Source organism: Paracoccus yibinensis (genome assembly GCF_030846195.1).
Classification (GTDB): domain Bacteria; phylum Pseudomonadota; class Alphaproteobacteria; order Rhodobacterales; family Rhodobacteraceae; genus Paracoccus; species Paracoccus yibinensis.
The window spans coordinates 159,071-178,865 of the sequence record NZ_JAVCWH010000003.1 but is presented as its reverse complement, the minus strand read 5'-3'; the positions used below and the strand labels follow the sequence as shown (position 1 = coordinate 178,865).

At 65.9% G+C, this 19,795-nt stretch carries 16 protein-coding genes; 13 read left to right on the top strand and 3 right to left on the bottom strand.

The features are described 5' to 3' along the window. The first annotated feature begins 24 nt into the window (after window positions 1–24). The 8 genes from RAH32_RS08040 to RAH32_RS08005 all read left to right on the top strand — a co-directional run bounded on the left by RAH32_RS08040 (window position 25) and on the right by RAH32_RS08005 (window position 11,348). The gene (locus RAH32_RS08040; RefSeq protein ID WP_306606927.1) at window positions 25–1,776 is read left to right on the top strand and encodes a type I secretion system permease/ATPase; all 1,752 of its coding nucleotides are present in this window, start codon (window positions 25–27) and stop codon (window positions 1,774–1,776) included. Beyond that, entirely contained in the window at window positions 1,773–3,749 is a 1,977-nt protein-coding gene (locus tag RAH32_RS08035; RefSeq protein ID WP_306606925.1) for a cadherin-like domain-containing protein, read from the top strand. The genes RAH32_RS08040 and RAH32_RS08035 overlap by 4 nt, the downstream gene beginning before the upstream one ends. A 32-nt stretch (window positions 3,750–3,781) precedes the next feature. Next, window positions 3,782–5,086 (top strand): HlyD family type I secretion periplasmic adaptor subunit, encoded by a 1,305-nt coding sequence (locus RAH32_RS08030; RefSeq protein ID WP_306606923.1) that lies wholly within the window; start codon window positions 3,782–3,784, stop codon window positions 5,084–5,086. 23 nt (window positions 5,087–5,109) lie between these two features. Continuing rightward, window positions 5,110–5,904 carry a hypothetical protein gene (locus RAH32_RS08025; RefSeq protein ID WP_306606921.1) on the top strand — a complete coding sequence of 265 codons (795 nt, stop codon included), beginning with the start codon at window positions 5,110–5,112 and terminating at the stop codon, window positions 5,902–5,904. A 76-nt stretch (window positions 5,905–5,980) separates the two neighbouring features. Beyond that, window positions 5,981–7,618: an AAA family ATPase gene (locus RAH32_RS08020; protein WP_306606919.1), complete on the top strand. Its 1,638-nt coding sequence runs from the start codon at window positions 5,981–5,983 to the stop codon at window positions 7,616–7,618. Window positions 7,619–7,785: 167 nt separating this feature from the next. Then, complete coding sequence (locus RAH32_RS08015; RefSeq protein ID WP_306606917.1) at window positions 7,786–9,006, top strand: winged helix-turn-helix domain-containing protein; 1,221 nt, start codon at window positions 7,786–7,788, stop codon at window positions 9,004–9,006. A gap of 167 nt (window positions 9,007–9,173) precedes the next feature. After that, window positions 9,174–10,508 (top strand): FliI/YscN family ATPase, encoded by a 1,335-nt coding sequence (locus RAH32_RS08010; RefSeq protein WP_306606915.1) that lies wholly within the window; start codon window positions 9,174–9,176, stop codon window positions 10,506–10,508. A 99-nt stretch (window positions 10,509–10,607) separates the two neighbouring features. After that, window positions 10,608–11,348, top strand: coding sequence for a Crp/Fnr family transcriptional regulator (locus RAH32_RS08005; protein ID WP_306606913.1), 741 nt, complete (start codon window positions 10,608–10,610; stop codon window positions 11,346–11,348). Here the strand turns inward: RAH32_RS08005 and RAH32_RS08000 are convergent, their stop codons facing one another. Together RAH32_RS08000 and RAH32_RS07995 are read right to left on the bottom strand one after the other, a co-directional pair. Next, entirely contained in the window at window positions 11,349–12,113 is a 765-nt protein-coding gene (locus tag RAH32_RS08000) for an extensin-like domain-containing protein (RefSeq protein ID WP_306606911.1), read from the bottom strand. It abuts the gene before it with no gap. After that, a complete protein-coding gene (locus RAH32_RS07995) occupies window positions 12,110–13,387 on the bottom strand; it encodes a L,D-transpeptidase family protein (protein WP_306606909.1) in 1,278 nt (425 codons plus the stop codon). The genes RAH32_RS08000 and RAH32_RS07995 overlap by 4 nt, the downstream gene beginning before the upstream one ends. A gap of 244 nt (window positions 13,388–13,631) precedes the next feature. Between RAH32_RS07995 and RAH32_RS07990 the strand changes: the two genes are divergently transcribed. Continuing rightward, on the top strand, window positions 13,632–14,771 hold the full coding sequence (locus RAH32_RS07990; RefSeq protein ID WP_306606907.1) for a TRAP transporter large permease subunit: 1,140 nt from the start codon (window positions 13,632–13,634) through the stop codon (window positions 14,769–14,771). Here RAH32_RS07990 and hutC read toward each other — a convergent pair. Further along, complete coding sequence (gene hutC, locus RAH32_RS07985) at window positions 14,768–15,454, bottom strand: histidine utilization transcriptional repressor HutC (protein ID WP_306606904.1); 687 nt, start codon at window positions 15,452–15,454, stop codon at window positions 14,768–14,770. The genes RAH32_RS07990 and hutC overlap by 4 nt on opposite strands. A gap of 205 nt (window positions 15,455–15,659) precedes the next feature. On the opposite strand from hutC, the gene RAH32_RS07980 reads away from it, so the two are divergent. From RAH32_RS07980 to rnhB, 4 genes are read left to right on the top strand one after another with little or no spacing between them, the layout of a single operon-like run. Next, window positions 15,660–16,886: an MFS transporter gene (locus RAH32_RS07980; protein WP_306606902.1), complete on the top strand. Its 1,227-nt coding sequence runs from the start codon at window positions 15,660–15,662 to the stop codon at window positions 16,884–16,886. Then, on the top strand, window positions 16,883–18,589 hold the full coding sequence (locus RAH32_RS07975) for a glycosyl transferase family 90 (RefSeq protein WP_306606900.1): 1,707 nt from the start codon (window positions 16,883–16,885) through the stop codon (window positions 18,587–18,589). Before RAH32_RS07980 ends, RAH32_RS07975 begins: the two co-directional genes overlap by 4 nt. 21 nt (window positions 18,590–18,610) lie before the next feature. After that, complete coding sequence (locus RAH32_RS07970; RefSeq protein ID WP_306606898.1) at window positions 18,611–19,090, top strand: ureidoglycolate lyase; 480 nt, start codon at window positions 18,611–18,613, stop codon at window positions 19,088–19,090. After that, the gene (gene rnhB / locus RAH32_RS07965; RefSeq protein WP_306606897.1) at window positions 19,087–19,719 is read left to right on the top strand and encodes a ribonuclease HII; all 633 of its coding nucleotides are present in this window, start codon (window positions 19,087–19,089) and stop codon (window positions 19,717–19,719) included. The genes RAH32_RS07970 and rnhB overlap by 4 nt, the downstream gene beginning before the upstream one ends. Window positions 19,720–19,795 lie beyond the last annotated feature (76 nt).

Sequence of the window (19,795 nt, the reverse complement as noted above, 5' to 3'; positions counted from 1 at the left end):
CATGGTGCAACGCGGTGAAATCGAATGGCCAGCCAAGAGGCAAAAGCGGAAGCCAAGCGCAAGACCGGCGAGAAACTGACCCGCGGATTCGGCAGCGTCTTTCTGTTCCTGTTCATGATCTCGGGCATCATCAACATCCTGGCGCTGACCGGATCCTTCTACATGATGCAGATCTATGACCGTGCGTTGTCCAGCGGCAGCATTCCCACACTGCTGGCGATTTCGGCGCTGGCGATCGGGCTTTATTTCTTCCAGGGGCTTTTCGACATCGTCCGCTCGCAAATCCTGATCCGTGTCGGTGCCAAGCTGGATCGCAAGATCGCGCCCGCCGCACATCAGGTCGCCATCGACATGCCGCGCTTCGGCTTTTCCAGCGCCGAAGCCCTGGCGCGGGGCCGCGACGTGGACACCGTGCGAAGCTTTCTGGGCAGCCAGGGACCGATGGCGCTGTTCGACCTGCCCTGGGTGCCGGTGTTCCTGATCTTCGTCTATGTCCTTCACCCGATGCTGGGCGCGCTCACACTGGGCGGGGCCGTCGTCCTGACGGCAATGACCCTGATCGCCGAGGTTCTGACCCGGCGGCTCAGCACGGCCACGCACAAGGCCTATGTCCAGCGCAACGCCATCGCGGATTCGAACACGCGCAATGCGGAATGCCTGCGGGCGATGGGCATGGCGCCCCGTGCCCTGCGCCGGTTCCGGTCCGCCAACGACGAACATCTGGATTTGCAGACCCGCAACAACGACATCAGCGGCACCTTCGGGGCGATTTCTCGCGTGTTGCGGATGATCCTGCAATCCGCCGTCCTGGGCCTCGGCGCCTATCTGACGATCCAGGGCAGCCTTTCGGCGGGTGCGATCATCGCGGCCTCGGTCGCCTCGGCGCGGGCGCTGGCGCCGATCGACCTTGCGATCGGCAACTGGAAGAACGTGGTTTCCGCGCGGACCGCCTTCGACCGGCTGAAGGGAACGGTGGCGATCCTGGACCAGGCGACAAAGCGGATGAGCCTGCCGCGCCCGGTCAAGTCGCTCAAGGTCGAGAACATCACCGTGGCGGCGCCCGGATCGGGCCGCGTCCTGCTGAGCGAGGTCAGCTTTGAGGTGCAGGCCGGGCAGGCCCTGGGCATCATCGGCCCCTCGGGCGGGGGCAAGACGACGCTGGTGCGGGCGCTGACCGGCATCTGGCCGGTGCTTCGCGGCAGCGTCCGGCTGGACGACGCCGATCTGACCCAGTGGGACGAGGAGGAACTGGGACCGGTGATGGGCTATCTGCCGCAGGAATATGCCTTGCTGGACACCAGCATCGCCCAGAACATCGCCCGGCTGGAGGAAGATCCCGATCCGAAGCGGATCATCACGGCGGCGCGGGCGGCGAATGTCCATGAAATGATCGTGCGCCTGCCCGACGGCTATCACACCGATCTGGGACCGAACGGCACCGCGCTTTCGGGGGGCCAGCGACAGCGGCTTGGCTTGGCGCGTGCACTTTACGGAGAGCCTTTCCTGGTGGTTCTGGACGAGCCGAATTCGAACCTCGACGGCGAAGGCGAGGCCGCCCTGACCGAGGCGATCGAAGCCGTGAAGGCGCGCGGCGGGATCGTCGTGGTAATCGCGCACCGGCCAAGCGCGCTTGCCGCGGTGGATCTGGTGGCGGTGGTGCAGAACGGGAAGATGTCCGCCTTCGGGCCGCGCGATCAGGTCATCGGGGGTGCCCGCGTTTCCGCCGCGAAGATGGCGCCCGTGAAAGAGGGCGCCAAGGTCACGGTGGCATCATGATCAGCGTCAAGGGAACAAGGCAGACCGCCGATCCGGCCGACCCGGCCGCCCCCTATGCGCAGAAGCCCGAGGAAAAGCAGGGGGTGGTCGCCAGACTGGCCGTGTTTCTGGCGGCGATCACCGTTGCCTTGAAGGTGTTCCTGACCGGCAAGGCCGAGGCGCAGGAGACCGCGCCCGAGGAGCAGCCGCAGGACGAACCTCGGGCGCCCCGGGTGTCCGTGATACCGGGCGGCCTTGAGGACGATGCACCCGAAGGCGGATTGCCGGGCAGCCAGCGACAGGCCGACCTGCCGGAGCCGGCCCCCTTCGAGTTCACGCCGCAGGAAGACACGATCGCCTTCGGAACGCCGCATCGGATTGGTTCGCCCATGCTTCAGCCGGTCGCCTATCTGGCGCGGCTGGCGAACGACAATGCGCCGCCCGCCTTGAACGGCCCCGCGATGCCCGCTCTGGTCCCCGTTGCGCCGACATTGCTGGCCCCTGCGACTGCTGGAAAAGCGGTGCCTGACATGAAAAGGGACCCCATCCCATCCGACCCGAATCCGAACCGCGCCCCGCGCGTGACCGGGCCGGTTCATCTGCGGGACGTGTCGGCATCGACCGTGATGGTGATCGGGCTGTCCGATTTCCTGCGCGGCGCCGGGGATCCTGACGGCGACAAGCTGATGGTCGAGGGGGTCGCGGCATCGGCGGGCAAGATCGAGGACATGGGCCACGGGATCTGGATGTTCACGGCGGGGGAAGACCCCGGCCCGGTCAGGATCTCCTATCGGATCAGCGACGGCGAGGCGAGCGTGGCCCAGACGCTCAACTTCGTGGTCCTGCCGTCGCGCGTGATCGCGGGAACCGACGGCAACGATACCCTGATCGGGAAAGCGGATGCCGATCAGATCGAGGCGGGCGGTGGACAGGATCTGGTCGAAGGCCGTTCGGGCAACGACACGATCCTGGGCGAGGGCGGCGACGATCGTCTGTGGGGCGATGCGGGCGACGACCTTGTCTTTGGTGGCGACGGAAACGACGACCTGCGCGGCGGGCCGGGGTCCGACCGGCTGTTCGGTCAGGCGGGCGACGACCGGCTGTTCGGCGAGTCAGGTGACGACCTGCTGATGGGCGGGATCGGCAACGATCATCTTTCCGGCGGCGAAGGCCATGACCGCCTGATGGGCGATGCCGGCGACGACATGCTGTTCGGCGACGACGGCGACGACACGATCGAGGGCGGAGAGGGCAACGACTTCGTCATGGCCGGTCTGGGCAACGACCAGCTTATGGGCGGAGCCGGAAGCGATGTGCTTGATGGCGATGAGGGCCAAGACCGGATTGCCGGGGGACCGGGGAATGACACCATCCGCGACGGGCTGGGCACCGATGTTGCCCTTGGGGATGACGGAGACGACCGGATCGTCGCGGCGCAGGATGGCGCCAGGGATGTCTATGAGGGCGGTCGGGGCGATGATCTTCTTGATTATTCGGCCGCGGAATCCGCCCTGCTGATCGACATCGCCGCAGGACGCGTCAGCGGCGCCGAGATCGGTGGAGATCAGTTTTCCGGGTTCGAGCGCGTCCTGGCCGGATCGGGCGACGACATCATCCGCTTCGGAGGCAGCGCGGTCACCATGGGCGGCGGCGACGGATGGAACATATTCCAGTTCGAGGCGCCCGAACGGGATGTGGCGAACAGCGCGACCAACAGCGCGACGCGCTATGAAATCGAGGATTTCAAGGTCGGCGACCGTCTCAAGCTGTCCACCTGGGAGATATTCGAGGAAGTCTTCGAGGCGGTCGAGGACAGGTTCGACAAGGTCTATGGCAATGATGCCGACAGCAACCGCGTTCCCATCCGCTATCAGAACGAATGGGCCGAGACCGACAACGAAACGCTTATCGAGGCCGATCTCGACAAGGACAATGTCTTCGAAACCGCGATCGTTCTCAATGGGCGCCATGCCCTAGTGCTTGTCGAGACATAAGGACGGGGATGATGGGGATGGGCTGGAACGAAATGGATGAACCTGATGGCAAGGGGATGTCCTTTGGCATCGGGCGGCGCATCGCCGTCGGCGCGCTGCTTGCGGTGCTTCTTGTCGGGGGGGCCGGGGGCTGGGCTGCGACGGCCAGGCTGTCCGGCGCGGTGATCGCCCAGGGTTCGGTGGTCGTGGACGAGGAGTTGAAGGCGATCCAGCACCGCGATGGCGGCATCGTGCGCGAGATCGCGGTGCGCGAGGGGGACGAGGTCGAGGAAGGGCAGATCCTGATCCGCCTCGAGGATGCGCAGACCAGGGCCGAACGGTCGATCATCCGGTCGCAACTGATCGAAAACAGGATCAAGCGCGCCCGCCTTCTGGCCGAACGCGACAGCCTGGACATGATCGAGTTCCCCCCGGACCTGGATCGATCCGATGCAGGGATCGCAGCCCTGATCCTGGGCGAAACCCGCCTGTTCGACGGCAACCGGACCAGCCGGGAAAGCCAGAAGCAACAGCTTGAACTGAGCATACGGCAGATCGGGGATGAGATCAGGGGCCTGACGGCGCAGCGCGTTTCCAAGGAAAAAGAGATCGCCCTGGTCAGCGACGAGCACGGCAAGATGACAGCCCTGTTCGACAAGGGGCTTGTGCAGGCCTCGCAGATTTCCGGCCTGGATCGGGAACTTGCGCGGCTTGACGGCGAGGTCGGAGAGATCGATGCCGAACTGGCGCGGGCCGACGCCCGCATCAGCGAGATCCGCCTGAGGATCCTTGCCATCGACGAGGAGGCAAGAACCGAAGCGCAGCGGGAACTGAGCCTGGTGGAAACCCGTCTTTCGGAACTGAAGGACCGCGAGATGGCGGTCGAGGATCGCCTGTCGCGCACGGACATCCGGGCGCCGATCGCGGGCGTCGTGAACGAACTGACGGTTTATACGATCGGCGGCATCGTGACGCCGGCCGAAGTCCTGGCCACGATCGTTCCCCGAAAGGCGAGGCTGAAGGTCGAGATCCAGCTTGCCCCGGTGTCCATCGACCAGGTTGCCGAAGGTCATCCGGCCCGGCTTCGATTCACTTCGTTCAACCAGCGGACGACGCCGGAGCTTGTCGGGCAGGTGCTGCATGTCTCGCCCGCCACCACGCTTGACCCCGCGACAGGCCAGCATTTCTTCGTCGCACAGATAGACGTCGCGCAGTCGGAACTTGAGAAACTGCCGTCGCAGCGCCTGCTGCCGGGCATGACAGTCGAAGTCTATGTCCAGACCGAGGAGCGGACCGCCTTTTCCTATTTCGCCAAGCCGATCTCTGACCAGTTCAATCGTGCATTCCGGGAACGCTGACCGTGACAGGGACATCAACAGGAATGATCGAAAACGTAAAAGGCGTCATTTCCGGTCTGGGCATGTCCCGGACCATGACCGGCTGGTGGAGGATCGAAACTGGCGTTCGTCAAGGCGATGTGCATTGCCGAATGACGGCCACTAAACGAAGCAAAGGAACTTGCAGGGGAGGAATGGACATGAAATCGGGACTCAGGGCTGTCGCGCTGGCATTTTTCATCATGCCCGCCGCAGGCATGGCGGCGACGGTCAACATCGGCCTGACGGAAGGGCCGGCGGACACGAAGCAGATTACGCTTCAGGATACCGTCAACAACTTCGATATCCTGCTCGCCAGCATCGGCTCGGGCGCCGAGCTGACCTTTGGCCCACAGGGCGTCGGCGTCTATGGCGGTGCGGGAAATCAGGCCCATGCCCGGATCAATTCGGGAGAGATTGTTCGCCTGGATTTCGGACGTGCGGTGCGCGACCTTCGGATCAATGTCGGCGCGATCAACGGCAATCCCGGGCGAACCTATACGCTGTTCAGCGCGAACGGCACCGAAGAGACGATCATGCCCACTGCGTTCGATGAAGCCAATGTGCCGGATGGATACGGCGGCAAGTTCTGGGACGCGCTGTCGAGATCGGACGGAGCGCCCATTTCCAGCCTCATGATCACCACGACGGCAACCAGTTCCACCGCAGGCTTTTCGGTCCGAAGCGTGTATTACGATGCGATCGCGCCCGTGCCGATTCCGGCCGCGGGTGTCCTGTTGGGCGGTGGCATGGCCATGCTGGCCTGGCTGGGGCGCGCCAGGCGCAGGCAGGCCCTGTAGGATCGGCCGCAGGCCTCTGGCGCCTTATCCCTGGCGGCTGTGGGGCAGACAGAAGGGCATGAGAGAGGATTGGATCGTGAATTCGTTCAACACCGCTTTCCCAAGGGACATCAGCTCTGCGGCGGTGCCTGGACAGGCGTATCTGGCTGACGCCCATCAGCAGGTCCTGGACGAGATCCTGTTCCGCATCGGCGGTGAACGGTCCGTCCTCGTCCTGACCGGCGAGCCGGGGACGGGCAAGGCCAGGCTGGTCGAGCAGGTAGGCGTCCTGTGTGCAGGCAGGCGCATGGTCCAGATCGGCGGAACTGGCGCCCCCCTGGCCGATCTTCACCACCATCTTCCCAGGGCCATGGGCATTCCTCATTCCCCGGCCTTTGACCATCCCAAGACGGGTTTCAAGGCCTTGGCAAAGGCATGCCGGGGCAACAGATACCTGCTGATCGTCAACGAGGCGCAGGACCTGCCCGACAAGGGATTCGCCTATCTGACCGGGTTGGTCGAAGCAGCGGCCGAGATTGCCCTTCTGCTGGTCGGCCCGGCGGATTTGGAGGCGCGTCTGGCCAGGCCCGGTCTCGACCGATTGCGTGCTCGCATCGGCGGGCGGTTCCGCCTGCTGCCGTTGGATAGGGATGCAACGGCGGCCTATGTCTCGCAGCGGCTGATCAACGCGCCTGACACCAGCGATTCAGGACTGAGCTTCGACGAAACTGGCCTTGAGCAGCTTCACCTGCTGTCAGCGGGCATTCCCCGGACGATAGACCTTGTGGTGGATCGCTGCCTGGCCCAGGCGCAATCAAGCGGCCGGACCTACTTCGACAGGGATTTCGTTCAGACTTGCATGGCTCCTTCGCCCCCCGAAGGGGCGATGGCGCATTCTCAAGCCGCGAAAGCCGGACCTTCCAGCCAGGTGCCTGCGATAGTGGCGGCTCCGGTGCCCTTCGCCGTCTCATCGCGGCCGTCGGTGAAGCGGACTTGCCCGCCACCCGCCGTCAACAGGTCCGACCCGCCCGTGCCGGCCCATAGGCGCACCTTTCGGACCGGCCTTGCCGCCATGCTTGCGGGGATTCTGGCGGTGTTTCCCGGATACCATACAGCGCCGGGCGCGACGGATTCCGTGATGGCGGCAAACCTGCTGCCGTTTCCCGCGCAGGCCCGTTCTCCGCTGTCGCGCCGGGCACCCCTGGAGCATCCCCCGGTCGCCGGTCACCTGCTGGCCGAGGGTCTGGCCTTGGGCGACACGGATCCCGAACGCGCGGCACAGCTTTATGCAAGGGCCGCGCTGTGGGGCAATGGCCGGGCGGCCTATTACCTGGGCCAGCTTTACGAAACCGGCGTGGGCGTGGACTCCGATCCGGCCCGCGCACGCGCCTGGTACGAGGCCGCTACCGGCATAGACGCCGCCGCCGACCGGCTGGCCCAGATGGGGGTGCCCCTGTCCCAAGCCGAACCCGCCAGTGCCCCGGTCCCGGTCCTGCAGCGGTTGATCGCCACCGGCAAGACGGAACTGCATTGGCAAGGACCAGCCAAAGCCGGTCAGTTCCGGGTCGAGTACATTCCCGCAGGCAGCAATGGCCAGGTGCAGCATCTGGATACGGCGCTGTCGGCCGTGCTGATCCCGCAGCCTGTGGCGGCATGGCGGGTCATGGCCGTGTATAAAAACGGGACGACCAGCCCCGCCTCGGCCTGGTCACAGCTTGATCCCGGGCCGCGCTGATCGGCGGCAATCACGGCTGCCGGCCATTCTGGATGCTTCGGGGTAAGTCCTTCGCAAGGATCACGGCCAAGGCCGTGACCTGCGACTGCACCGGTTCGAACCGCGCCTGACATTCGACGGGTCGCTGTTCGATTGCGGTTTTGTCCTGTGCGTCTAATCTGCCCCGCATGAAGTCACCCCTGCTGACAAACGCCGATGCACGCCGGCTGTTTCTGGACCGACACCTGCTGTTGCGCCCGCAGCCCGGCCAGGCTGTGGGCGGCGATCTGCTGGGCGTGCTGACGGAACTGGGCTTTGTCCAGGTGGACAGCGTCAACACGCTGGCGCGCGCGCATGATCTGATCCTGTGGTCACGACGGGGCCGGTATCGTCCCCTGGCGCTTGATCGTCTTGTCGCCCGCCAGCGCCTTGCCTTCGAGCACTGGACCCATGATGCCGCCATCATCCCGATGCAGTTCTATCCGATGTGGCGGCTGAAGTTCATGCGAGACGAGGCAAGGATGCGGCATCGCTGGCCTGCCTGGCGCGGCGAGGGCTGGGATCGAGAGATTGATGCCATCCTGCGACGGATTGCCGATCACGGACCGGCCAGCACCACGGATGTCGGGCCGGACAAGGGGCGCGGCGGGGGTGGATGGTGGGACTGGCACCCTTCGAAGACGGCGCTCGAATATCTCTGGCGGTCCGGGCGGCTGGCTATCAGCCACCGCACAGGATTTCGCAAGATCTACGACCTGTCGGAACGGGTGATTCCGGCCGAATACCGCAACATTCAGCTCGATACCCCGCAGATCATCGACTGGGCCTTGTCGGCCGCCCTGGACCGGCTTGGCTTTGCCACAAGCGGCGAACTGGCGGCCTTCTTCGAGATAGCCACCCGTGACGAGGCGAAGGAATGGTGCGCCGACGCCCTTGCCGCAGGTCGGATCGTCGAAATCGATGTGGAGATGGCCGACGGAACCCGGCGGCGCAGCGTCTCGACAGTTGCAATGCTGGATACACTGTCCATGTTGCCCCCGCCGTCACAGCGGGTGCGGCTGCTGTCGCCTTTCGATCCCGCCTTGCGTGATCGCGCAAGGGCCGAGCGTTTGTTCGGCTTTCACTACCGGATCGAGATCTTCGTGCCCGCGCCGCGTCGCCGATATGGCTATTACGTGTTCCCGGTCATGCAGGGCGACCGGCTCATCGGACGGCTTGACGCGAAACGCGATGCGGGCGTGCTGGACGTTCGGGCCTTCTGGCCAGAAAAAGGGGTCAGACTGGGTCGCGCCAGAGAAGCGGGACTTCTGGCCGAACTGCAACGCGTCCTGCCTCTGGCCGGGGCGTCCGAGGTTCGCCTTGCCCCCGGCTGGCTGAAGGAAGGGGGCGATCAGGCGGCATCGGCCTGATCCCGAGGTCCGGGCAGGGGGAGATGTTAACCCATTATTTCCGATTCTGCGCCAGGATATCTCTATGGCGGCATGTGCTGCCAGGCTGGCAGCAGGCATGCGGGATCCACCATCATCGCTGACCGAAGATCTGTGATGTCCGGCAGGCTGACGAACGGAAGGCGGACATGGATCAATTGACCTCGATCGCGGCGCGCATCGCCGACATGCGCATGACCCGGCATTTCGGCCGCGTGCATTCGATGCAGGCCGGATTGATCCGGGTCGAGGGGCTGAACTGCCATGCCTCGGTCGGAGACAGGGTGATGATTTCCCTGCAAAAGGGCCAGGTCGCGGGAGAGATCGTGGGGCTTGCGCCCCGCCATGCCGACGTGCTGCCCGAAGGCGATGCCGAAGGACTTTCCGTCGGGGCAGAGGTCGAACTGCTGTTCGCGCCGACCATTGCGCCTTGCGATGCCTGGATCGGACGGATCATCGACCCGCTGGGACAGCCGCTGGACGGACGGCCCCTGACCCTGGGCCGCGAACCCCTGTCTTACCGCCGCGAAGCCCCCCCGGCGGTGCGCCGCAAACGCTTGGGAACCCGTCTGCCGACGGGATTTGCGGTCTTCGATACGCTGCTGCCCCTGGTGACGGGCCAGCGGATCGGGCTGTTCGCCGGATCGGGTGTCGGCAAATCCACGTTGTTGTCGGGTCTGGCCAAGGGTGTTCAGGCGGATGTCGTGGTGATCGCCATGATCGGCGAACGCGGACGCGAATTGCGCGAATTCGTCGAAAAAACCCTGGGACCAGAGGGCATGGCGCGGGCGGTCATCGTTGCCGCGACCTCCGACCGTTCCCCCTTGATCCGGCGGCGCTGCGCCTGGGCCGCGATGGCGGTGGCGGAACATTTCCGCGACCAGGGCCGCCATGTGCTGTTCCTGGCCGATTCGATCACCCGCTTTGCCGAAGCGCATCGAGAGATTGCCCTGGCCGCTGGCGAACCCCCCAGCTATCGCGGCTTTCCGCCGTCGGTGTCGAACCTGATCATGGCCTTGGCCGAAAGGTCCGGTCCGGGGCTGGAAGGGACGGGCGATATCACCGGCATCTTCAGCGTGCTGGTGGCCGGTTCCGACATGGAGGAGCCGGTGGCCGACATCCTGCGCGGCACCCTGGACGGGCATGTCGTGCTGGACCGGACGATCGCGGAACGCGGGCGCTTTCCAGCGATCGACGTGGTCAAGTCGGTGTCGCGGTCCCTGCCCGATGCCGCCACCACTGACGAGAACAGGATGATCGGCAAGGCCAGGGCCGCCCTTGGCGCTTATGCGGAATCCGAACTGATGATCCGCGCGGGCCTTTACGCCGCGGGTGCCGATCCTCGCCTGGACGAGGCGGTGAAGCTGTTTTCCCAGCTTGACGATCTGGTCACGGTCAGGACCCCCGGCATCACCGAAAGCTTTGCCGCGCTTGCCGCGGCCCTACGGGTCCCCGCCCAAGCCCGGCAAATGCCACGCGGGTGAAACCGGCAGCCAAGCAATTGAGTTAGCTTAATGAATGTTAGATCGACTGCGCCGCCATTGCGTCGGTCAGGGCGATTTGCCACACCATGGGAAAGGGTGGTGACAGAATTGGCGATTACCGAGTATTTTATCCGCTATCTTCAACAGCGTGACAGTCTCGGGACCGATGACCTGGAACGTCTGCGCAGGTTGAAAACCGAACATGCCAGCTTTGCTGCGGGCGAGGTTATCGTTCCTGCCGGCAGCAGCCCCAGCCGCAGCTGCATGATGCTGCGCGGATTGTCGGCGCGGTCCCACTCCCTTTTCGGCCGGCCCGACGACCGCGTCATCACGGCACTGCACGTTCCCGGAGATTTCGTTGATCTTCATGCCTTCATCATGTCAAAGCTGGATCATTCCATCATCGCCATAGGCCCGGCCGAGGTGGAATTCATCGATCATGCCGAACTGACCGAAATCACCCGGAATTATCCCCATCTGGCCCGGCTTTTGTGGATGACGACCATGCTGGATGCGGCTATTCACCGGCAATGGCTGGTCGCGGCCGCGTCCTTGCGATCCAGTGCCCATCTGGCTCATCTTCTGTGCGAGATCTACATCCGGCTGCATACCGTGGGGGTGGCCTCGGATCGCCAGTTGCACCTGCCGCTGCTGCAGCGCGAGTTGGCGGATATCCTGGGCTATTCGCCGATCCATGTGAACCGCGCGGTCCGGGATCTGCGCGACCGGGGGCTGATCCGCTGGCTGGGCGCGGATATCACCATCATCGACTGGAACGGGCTGGCCCTGCTGGCGCGCTTCGACCCGTCCTATCTGGATCTGGAACGCGCGCCGCGCTGATCACTGGCACAGCCGCCAGTCGGCGCGCCGGGCTGCCACGTCCAGGTGCAGGTGGTCGTCATGCGCCTCATTCGAGCCGGGGCCAAGCACGGTGGTGAAGAACAGGCATCCCGCCGCGCGCACGGCGCGCTGGAACGCCTCGGCCAGGTCGCCTGAATCGGCACGCTGCTGGACGATCAGCGGATCGGCACCCTCCAGCACGAAGCCTGCGATGTCGATGGCATTGCCAAGCGCATGTTCCGACAGCTTGGGCTGGTCCGCGCCGGTCCCCACGCGCGGCCGGCAGTCATAGGTGGTGCCAAGTTGCAACCCCGTGACACGCGGTGCGCCGGGCAGCATCATCGCCGCCGGGCGCACGAAGTCACGCGCCCAGAACCCAAGCGCCCGCGCCGTGTCGCAGCGCATGACCGCACCGCCTTCCAGGGTCAGGTCGGGCAGGATCCGTTCCACCCGGATCGGGCGGGCGATGCCGCAATCGGGATCATCGGGATCGATGACGGCTGGTTCCTCGGCATAGACGGTCCCCAGAAAGGACAGGGCCAGCGTGCAGGCGGCGTATTCCTGATCCGTTTCCCGCAGCCCGAACCAGCGGGGCGGGGCAGGCGGGCCAAAGACCGGAGCCGGTTCTTGCGGAATGGCCGGCTGAGACTGCGGTTGCGGTTGCGGTTGCTCTGAACCGGGCCGTTCGGGCGGGCGGTCCTGCGCGCTGGCAAGTGCCGGCTGGCACAGCGCCAAGGCGGACAGGATCGCGCGCCAGCAGATCACGGTTGTTCGTCCACGGGCGGCACCACGAAGCCGCTGGGAAGGGCGCCCGTCAGGGCGTCGGTCAGCGGATCGCCAGTCGGAGCCAGGGCATCCGCTTCCTCCTCGGAGGTGTTTTCATACACCGGCTCGGCCGGGGCGCGCTTGGCCGCCAGTGGATCGGCATAATCCAGCGGGGCTGCGGGGGCTGTTTCGACAGGTGCCGCCGCGGTTTCGGCCGCCTCGGCCGGTTCGGCGGATGCAGGGGCAGGCGCAACGGTGCCGCCGGTGGCGTCGGCAATGGTCATGCCCTGGGGCAGGAATTCCACCGTGGTCGTCTCCGTGCCGACCATGCGGGCCAGTTCCTCGGCATCCCAGTTGGTCAGCCGCACGCAGCCCATCGACTGGTTGCGGAACAGTTGCGACGGCGTGGGCGTGCCGTGGATGCCATAGGTGGGCTTGGACAGACCGATCCAGACCGTTCCCACCGGCCCGTTCGGTCCTGGCGGCACCACAAGCACCTTGTCGTTGTCGCCCTGCTGGAAGTTCTTCTTTGGATCATAGGTATAGTTCGGGTTCAGCGCGACCGTCTTCACATGGTGCGACCCCGACGGCGACGGGGTCGCAGACGATCCGATGGTCGCGGGATAATCCACCAGCAGCCTTCCGTTCGCATCGAAGCCCGCAACCCGGCGCGTGTTCACATCGACCAGAATCCGCGCGACGCTGCCGCGCATCCGGCTGCCGGTATCGACGACCTTGATCGTGGCCCCCGGCACCAGATCCACGCCGGGGTTCAGGAAGGCGATGAATTTCTCGTCCATGTGGAACCGTTCGCCCAGGCGTTCGGCGACACTGGTGTGGGCCATGGCGGCCATCTGCGCCTTTTCGGCGTAATCGGTCGGAATCGCGTCCACAAGGCCCTGCGCGTCTTCCGCCGTGATGGTGTAATCCTTGGTCGCGGGCAGGGCCGCGAAGGACTGCAGCAGGTTCCACACATGCGGATCGATCACCCCGTCGATGGGCAGGCCCGAGCGGCGTTCAAAGGCCATGATCGCGCTCTGGCTCATGCCGCCCTTGAAGCCGTCGATCACCCCCGGAGAGATCCCCGAGCGGTCCAGCAGCACCTGCACCCTGGTCGTCAGCGCCGACCGCCCCGAGGGCAGATCGCCCCCGGCGTAAGACGCGGCCTCGACATCGGCGGCGGTGAAGGGCAGATCCGTCTGGGCCGTCGCGGGCAGGGCCGACAGCGCCCCCAGGATCAGGGCAAGCGGGATTCGAAGGGTGAATCGCGGCATCAGAATCTCCGTCGGGAACAGGCGCAGCATTCCGCGTCTTTCGCGGAACCGCCAGATAGACCGCCAGTCACATTCCGGTCAATTCCAGTTTGAGTTTGCCGCATCGCCGCACTAGCCTGCCGCTGCGCTGGCGGATCCGGGGGCAGGGTGGGCGGACCAATTCGACCATGGAGATGATGGGACTTGCCGCCGTGGCCATGACGATCGCCTTGATCTCCCTGAAATCCCTGCGGTGATGTCGCTGATGCTGGAACAGGCGTGGGGCCAGGCGGTCGCGCTTCTTGCGGCGCCGGATTTGCTGACGGTGCCGCTGGTCCTGCTGCTTGGCAACCTGGCCTTTTACGCGGGGTTTGCCACGCGGGTCCATGATGCCGCCGCCGTGCTGTTGCAGGGCAGGGGCGGCGGGCTTGCCATCGCGGCGATCCTGGGATGCGCGGGCTTTGCCGCGACCTGCGGCTCGTCCGTCGCCTGTGCCGCCACCATGTCGCGCATCGCCGTCCCGCCGATGCTGCGCACGGGGTATGATCCGCGACTGGCAGGTGCTTCGGTTGCAGTGGGCAGCACGCTGGGGGCGCTGCTGCCCCCCTCGATGCTGCTGATCCTGTGGGGCTTGCTGACCGGCACGCCGGTTGCCGCGATGTTTCTGGCGGGGCTGTTGCCCGCAGCCCTGTCGCTGGCGGGAATGATCGCGGTCGTGCTGTGGTGGGTCCACCACGAGCCGGAAGCCGCGCCCCCGTCGCAATCCATGTCTTTGCCGCGCAATGACGCGTTGCGCGCCGTCTGGCCGGCGCCTGTCCTGTTCGGGATCCTGGTGGGCGGGATCTGGTCCGGCCTTCTGTCTCCGACCGCCGCGCTGTCGGCCTGCACGATCATGACTCTGGCTTTCGCCGCCCTCCAGCGCCGCCTGACACCCGAAACGCTGGGGGCCGCCCTGCGGGATTGCCTGTGGCAGACGGGCATCATCCTGCTGACCCTGATCGCGGCGCGGCTGTTTCTGTTCTTTCTGGACATGACCGGCGTCCCTGATCTGCTGGCGCAAGCGATGACCCAGGGGTTGCCGCGCCTGGCCGTGATCCTGTTGCTGGGCTTGGCTTGCGTCCTTCTGGGCTTGCTGGCCAAGCCCATGGTGATGCTGGTCCTGATCCTGCCCTTCGCGCTGGCCATCGCCAGGGCCTATGGCCTTGATGCGGTCTGGGCAGGCGTCCTGCTGGTCAAGATGATCGAGATCGCGCTGATCCTGCCCCCTCTGGGGCTGAACGCCCTGGTGATCGCGGCGGCCGTCCGCGACATGCCGTTGCGCAGCGTTCTTGCCGGCGTGGGCCGCTTCCTTTTCCCGGACCTTCTGGTCCTTGCGGCCCTGGCGCTGTTTCCGGTGCTGGCCTAATCCTCGGAAACCAGGCGGTGCTGGGGGGGATAGAACTGGCGGGCAAAGGACACAGGCGTCGTGTCGGACCAGTTCGTGCGTTCGATCGTCAGCACCGCCGTGCCCTCGGCGATATCGAGGTGCCGCGCGCAATCCCCCTTGGCGGCGTCCGCCAGGATCGAGAACCGGCCATGCGTCAGGGCGACCCGGCTGGCCAGCCACTCATGCGCCGACTGGTCTTCGACATCCCGGCGCGCCAGGGGGGGAAGGCTCCGCGTGTTCAGCCAGATCGCCTCGCAACAATGCGGCTGCCCGTCGGCGGTGTATTTGGCCTTGATCAGCAGCAGTTCCTGGGATGCGGGCACCTGCAGCGCACGGGCAGCGGCCGGGGTGGGAAGCTGGGTCGTGAAACTGGCCAGTTCATAGGAATAGACCGCCCCCGTGGCCTCGATCTCGGTGCGGATCGCGGGCATGTCCAGCACGGTGCGCCGGGCCGAGGTCGAGGCGACCCGCGTGCCGACCTTGCGGCGGCGTTCGATGATGCCGCTGTCGGCCAGTTCGCGCAGCGCCCGGTTCACGGTGGCGCGCGCGCAGCCCAGGCTGACGGCCAGTTCCTGTTCGGTGGGGATCAGTTCCCCCGGCGGCCATTCCCGGCTGCGGATCCGTTCCAGGACATCGGCCCGAACGGATTGCCAGGTATTCATGCGCCTTCCTCCCCCCGCCGCGCCGGACGAACGCAGCGAGCGGACAAGATTGCCTGGAATCTTTGCCATTTTAACTTTTTACTCGAAACATATACCCTCCTACTGTCGGGGGCGGGCGACGTTAAGGGAAGCTGTCCAAATCGTCAGTGGGCAGGCTTTGGCCAAAGCCCGCTTGCGCCCGCCCGCATGGCTGCTATTGCATGATATGCAGACAAACCCAGGGGTGATGATGCGCGCCAATGCCACCGCCGCCAATCCCATGGTTGCCCCCGGCACCGCCTGGGGCATCCTGACCGCCATCAGCCTGTGCCATATGGTCAATGACGTGATGCAGTCGATGCTGGCGGCGATCTATCCGTTGCTGCGGGTCGAATTCTCGCTGACCTATGCGCAGATCGGGGTGATGACCTTTGCCTTCCAGGTCACGGCGTCCCTGCTGCAACCGCTGATCGGCATGGCGACCGACCGCCATCCCCAGCCGCGTTCGCTGCCGTTCGGCATGGCCTCGACCTTTTGCGGGGTGCTGCTTCTGGCCTTTGCCCACCATTATGGGATGCTGCTGGCGGGGGCGATGCTGATCGGGGTCGGATCGGCGGTGTTCCATCCCGAAAGCTCGCGCGTGGCGCGCTTGGCATCGGGTGGGCGCTTCGGGACGGCGCAGTCGCTGTTCCAGATGGGCGGCAATTTCGGGCAATCGCTGGGTCCGCTGCTGGCGGCCTTCATCGTCGTGCCGCTGGGTCGCCCGGCTGTGGCCTGGTTTGCCGTGGCCGCGGCGGGGGGTGCGGCCCTGCTGTGGCATGTGGGCCATTGGGCCGAGGGGCGCCGCCGCGCCGCGACCGCAAGACCCGACACCGCGCTGCGCCTGCCGCGCGGCCTCGTGATGCGGTCCATCGCCGTGCTGGCCATCCTGACCTTCACGAAGAACATCTACACCGCCTCGATGAGCAGCTATTTCACCTTCTTCACCATCGAGAAGTTCGGCCTTTCCACGCAGGGCGCGCAGATCATGCTGTTTTTGTTCCTGGGAGGCATGGCCGGGGGGGCGATGCTGGGCGGCCTTGTCGGCGACAGGATCGGGCCGCTGCGGGTGATCTGGTTTTCCATCCTGGGCGTGCTGCCCTTCACGCTGATGCTGCCGCATGTGGGCCTGGTGGCGACCGGGGCCTTGGCCGTCATCATCGGGCTGATCCTGGCCTCGGCCTTCCCGGCCATCGTGGTCTTTGCGCAGGAACTGGTGCCCGGCCGCACCGGCACCATCGCGGGGCTGTTCTTCGGCTTCAGCTTCGGCATGGGCGGCATCGCCGCCGCCGCCCTGGGCGTGCTGGCCGATGCCCATGGGATCGAGCGGGTTTTCTTCCTCTGCTCGTTCCTGCCGGTCCTGGGCGTCCTGACGGTCTTCCTGCCACGGCCGGGGCGGCTGATTGGCGGATGACGCCGGGGCCGCTGTTCTTCCACATCAGTCCCGAAGGCTGTGGAGAGGCGCGGCTGGCCCGGCTGTTCCGCCGCAACGGCCATGCGGCCGTCTGCCACGACAACGGACGCCTGGCCGAGGATATCCTGTTTGCCAAGGCCAGCGGCGGCGATCCCCTGACCCGCTGGCCGGGAACGGTGCTGTTCTCGGGCCTTTACCGCCACGCCCCGCACTGGCGTCCGCCGCTGGAGGCATGGCGCCATTTCCCCTGGCTGGCCGACCGCTTTCCCCGGGCGCGGTTCATCCTGGCGCAGCGGGCGCCGGGCGACTGGATCCTCGACCGCCTGAATCGCGACGGCGGGGCGGCGGCGCGCTGCCACGCCCATCACCGCAATTGCGACCCAGCCGATCTTCCCGCCCTGTGGGAGGCTGACTGGCACGCCCATCAGGCTGCGGTCGAGGCGTTCTTCGGCGACGATCCTTGCCTCATCCGCGTTGATCTGGACCGCGAGACGCCCGCCGATTTGGCGGCCAGGCTGGACCCGATGCTGCCTCTGCCGGATGCCGGGTGGCAGCAGGGCTGGTTTCCCACGCCTGGCGATCCGTCGCATGTCGGTGCGGCGGGCGTGTCTTCGTGCGGGAAGACCGAACAGGTGGACCTGTCCTATGTGGATCGGGTTGCGGATTTCTGCCTGGGGCGCCGCGAATTGGGTGTCGGGCAGGGCGGTCTCTCGGAATATTTTTCCACGTGGGACGGCCGGAATATCGTGAGAGACCGGCACGGTAGCAGGCGCCGCATGGCGGTTCTGGACAACGTGGCGGTGTCCGCGCCCGACCGTCCCTTCAAGCTGATCCGGGCCGAGGCGGTCATCAACGATGCCCTGCGCCTGGCCCGCCCCATGCCCCTGCGCATCGACATGGAGGATTCGCGGTGGTTTGGCTCCCCGCAGGGCGATCCCCTTGCGGCGCCGACGCTGTGCCACAACCGCCGCAGGGGGGCGACGAATGCCGTGCTGTGGCCCTTGCCGGATCAGCATGCCATCGGACTGCCGGGCTTCGATCCCGCGGCCGTACCCGACCCGATCCCGTGGGAGGACAAACTGGATCGGGTCGTCTGGCGGGGCATGATCTCGGGCAGCGAAAGGACGGGCGGGGTCAGGCCGGGGGCGGCTTCGCATGTGCTGCTGCGCGACCTCGCGGCGGCAGGCGACGATCCTGGGGGGCGGCAGGCGGCCTGGAACCGGCTGTCGAACACCAACCGGCTGGCCTTCGTGCGGCAATGGTTCGATCACCCCGATTTCGACCTGGGCGTGGTGATGGCCTGGGGCTTTCGCCAGTTCGCGACCGATCCGCTGCTGGCGCCTTACTGCACGCCGCGCCAGGATCGCGGGTTCTTCCACCGCTTCCGCTATCAGCTGTGCATGACGGGCTATGACCACGGCTCGAATTTCATCGCAGCCATCGACAGCCAGTCCGTCCTGCTGGCCGAGGAGGACGGCTGGGAAGTCTTCTATTCCAGCTGCTTCCAGCCGTGGAAACACTATATACCGCTGGAACGCTATTGCGCCGACATCGCCGAAAAACTGGCCTGGGCACGGGAAAATCCCGAGCAGTGCAAGGCCATGTCCGCCGCCGCCCGGGCCGAGGCCGCCTTGCTGCGCCATCTGCCGACCCGGCGTGCAACCATGGCACGGATCCTCGACGGTCTGGCGGCGGCGGGGTAAGGCAGGACAAAGGAGGAATCCATGACCACCATCCGCATCGAACCGATCACCGCCGAAGCCTTTGCCCCTTTCGGAGAATTGCTGGCCCCGCGCGCCGTCCCGGACCGCATGATCAATGCGGGGCGCTGCGAACGCCACCACGCGCTTGCCACGGTGGAAACCGGGGGCGGGGATGCGATCATCTCGCTTTTCCGGTCCGAGGCGGTCAGCCTGCCTTACGACTGCACGCTGCTGGAACGGCATCCCCTGGGCAGCCAGGCCTTCATGCCGCTGGGACCGGATGCCTGGATGTCGGTGGTCGCGCCCGATGTGGATGGCAGGCCGGGCGCGCCCCGCGCCTTTCTGGTGCCGGCAGGCATGGGCGTGAACCTGCGCGCGGGCGTCTGGCATGGCGTGCTGACGCCGCTGGACCGGCCCGCCGATTTCCTGGTGGTGGACCGGGAAGGCGAGGGCGTGAACCTTGAAGAAGTCACCATCGCCCCTGTAACCGTCACCGCATGAGCCTGCCCGATTTCAGCGTCGAACTGACTGTCCTGTCCCGAGGCGCCCGCCGCGTCGCCGGCGTGGACGAGGTCGGGCGCGGTCCCCTGGCCGGTCCCGTGACCGCCGCCGCGGTGGTGCTGGACCCGGACAACATCCCCGACGGGCTGAACGATTCCAAGAAGCTGACGGCAAAGCGGCGCGAGGTCCTGGCCGAATGGCTGGCCGCAAACTGCGACCATTCCATCGTCCATGTCGGCGTCGAGGAGATCGACCGGCTGAACATCTATCACGCCGCGCATCTGGCGATGTGCCTGGCGGTGAAGGGCCTGCGCGAACGGCCCTGTCACGTCCTGGTGGACGGCAACCGCGTTCCTCGCGACCTGTCCTGTCCGGGCGAGGCCATCGTCGCGGGGGATGCGCGCTGCGTCACCATCGCCGCCGCATCCATCCTGGCCAAGGTGGCGCGGGACCGGCTGATGGTGGATTTGGCGCAACAATATCCCGGCTATGGCTGGGAGGCGAACGCGGGCTATGCAACCCCCGCGCACAAGCAGGCCCTGCTAGATTTGGGGATCACCCCCTATCATAGGCGTTCGTTCGAGCCGGTCCACAACATCTTGTGTAAAGCCTTGGAACCAAACCCTTGATTCAAAAAAGAAATTGACGCCGATTCGGGTCTGAATCATGTTAACGGGATATCAGACCGGCCCAAGCCGGCATTCC

What these genes read in the sequence shown, in the direction of transcription:
- RAH32_RS07995 (WP_306606909.1), bottom strand. Translation starts at nt 13,387, where the DNA reads ATGCCGCGATTCACCCTTCGAATCCCGCTTGCCCTGATCCTGGGGGCG.
- RAH32_RS08040 (WP_306606927.1), top strand. Translation starts at nt 25, where the DNA reads ATGGCCAGCCAAGAGGCAAAAGCGGAAGCCAAGCGCAAGACCGGCGAG.
- RAH32_RS07975 (WP_306606900.1), top strand. Translation starts at nt 16,883, where the DNA reads ATGACGCCGGGGCCGCTGTTCTTCCACATCAGTCCCGAAGGCTGTGGA.
- RAH32_RS07970 (WP_306606898.1), top strand. Translation starts at nt 18,611, where the DNA reads ATGACCACCATCCGCATCGAACCGATCACCGCCGAAGCCTTTGCCCCT.
- RAH32_RS07980 (WP_306606902.1), top strand. Translation starts at nt 15,660, where the DNA reads ATGCAGACAAACCCAGGGGTGATGATGCGCGCCAATGCCACCGCCGCC.
- RAH32_RS08035 (WP_306606925.1), top strand. Translation starts at nt 1,773, where the DNA reads ATGATCAGCGTCAAGGGAACAAGGCAGACCGCCGATCCGGCCGACCCG.
- RAH32_RS08030 (WP_306606923.1), top strand. Translation starts at nt 3,782, where the DNA reads ATGGATGAACCTGATGGCAAGGGGATGTCCTTTGGCATCGGGCGGCGC.
- RAH32_RS07990 (WP_306606907.1), top strand. Translation starts at nt 13,632, where the DNA reads ATGCTGGAACAGGCGTGGGGCCAGGCGGTCGCGCTTCTTGCGGCGCCG.
- RAH32_RS08015 (WP_306606917.1), top strand. Translation starts at nt 7,786, where the DNA reads ATGAAGTCACCCCTGCTGACAAACGCCGATGCACGCCGGCTGTTTCTG.
- RAH32_RS08010 (WP_306606915.1), top strand. Translation starts at nt 9,174, where the DNA reads ATGGATCAATTGACCTCGATCGCGGCGCGCATCGCCGACATGCGCATG.
- hutC (WP_306606904.1), bottom strand. Translation starts at nt 15,454, where the DNA reads ATGAATACCTGGCAATCCGTTCGGGCCGATGTCCTGGAACGGATCCGC.
- RAH32_RS08025 (WP_306606921.1), top strand. Translation starts at nt 5,110, where the DNA reads ATGATCGAAAACGTAAAAGGCGTCATTTCCGGTCTGGGCATGTCCCGG.
- rnhB (WP_306606897.1), top strand. Translation starts at nt 19,087, where the DNA reads ATGAGCCTGCCCGATTTCAGCGTCGAACTGACTGTCCTGTCCCGAGGC.